This window comes from Streptomyces sp. LS1784, from assembly GCF_020103755.1.
Taxonomy (GTDB): domain Bacteria; phylum Actinomycetota; class Actinomycetes; order Streptomycetales; family Streptomycetaceae; genus Kitasatospora.
Genome location: NZ_JAHSQD010001151.1, coordinates 1 through 952 on the forward strand (window position 1 = coordinate 1; position 952 = coordinate 952).

Sequence of the window (952 nt, forward strand, 5' to 3'; positions counted from 1 at the left end):
GCAGGCCGCCGAACGGCCCGCCCGGGTGCCGGAGTTCGTCCTGGTCGAGCTGCACCGGGCGTACCAGCCGGAGACGCTGCGCGCCGCGCTGCGGACCGTCGTCCCCGAGGCCGCCGGCCGCCTCCCGGCGGACCTGCTCTGGCAGCGGACGGTGGACGGCCCGGACGGGCTCGACCGGGTGCTGGTGGAGCTGGGACGCAGCCTGGCCGCCGGCCCCCGGCTGCGGGCGGTACTGGTCGAGGACGGGCGTGACGGCGCCCCGGACGGCGGGCGGCGGCTGTTCGTCGGTATCGCCCCCGGCTCGCTCTCCCGCGCCGTCGGAGTGCTGGACGAGCTGCGCGAGGCGCTCGCGCACCCGCCGGCGCCGGTCACCGTGCCCACCAGCGCGCTCCAGCGGGAGCTGCTGAGCCAGGTGATCGGAAAAGGCGAACCCGGCGGGCGGCACGTCGAGCAGCTGTCCTGGAACTGGCACGGGCCGCTGGACACCGAGCGCTTCACCGCGGCCTGGCAGTCCGTCTTCGACCACGAGACGGTGCTGCGCGCGGCCTTCGACTGGGACGAGGACGGCACCGACGACCCCTGGATGGTGCTGCACGAGCACGCCGTCCCCGAGGTGACCCGGCACCGGCACGGCACCGCCGACTGGGAGGACCTGCTCGCCGCCGACCGTCGGCGCGGCTTCGACCTGCGCCGCCCCGCCCTGCTGCGCACCACCCTCGTCGACGCCCCGCCGGACGCAGAGGAGGGGCCCGGCACGCGGGTCCTGCTCACCTACCACCACGCGATGCTGGACGGCTGGAGCGTGCGGCTGCTGCTCCAGTCCTTCTACCGCGCCTACCTGACCGGCGGTGTGCTGCCCGGCGGCGAGCGCCGCCCCGACCTGCGCGACCACGCCCGCTGGCTGGCCGGGCGCAGCGCGGACGCGGCGCGGCAGTTCTGGTCCACCCGGCCC

General features: G+C 76.9%; 1 protein-coding gene. It reads left to right on the plus strand.

The window, feature by feature from the left end; all coding sequences use genetic code 11:
* Positions 1–952 (plus strand): condensation domain-containing protein (locus tag KS423_RS46255; protein WP_308020334.1); only part of this gene is annotated, 952 nt, incomplete at both ends.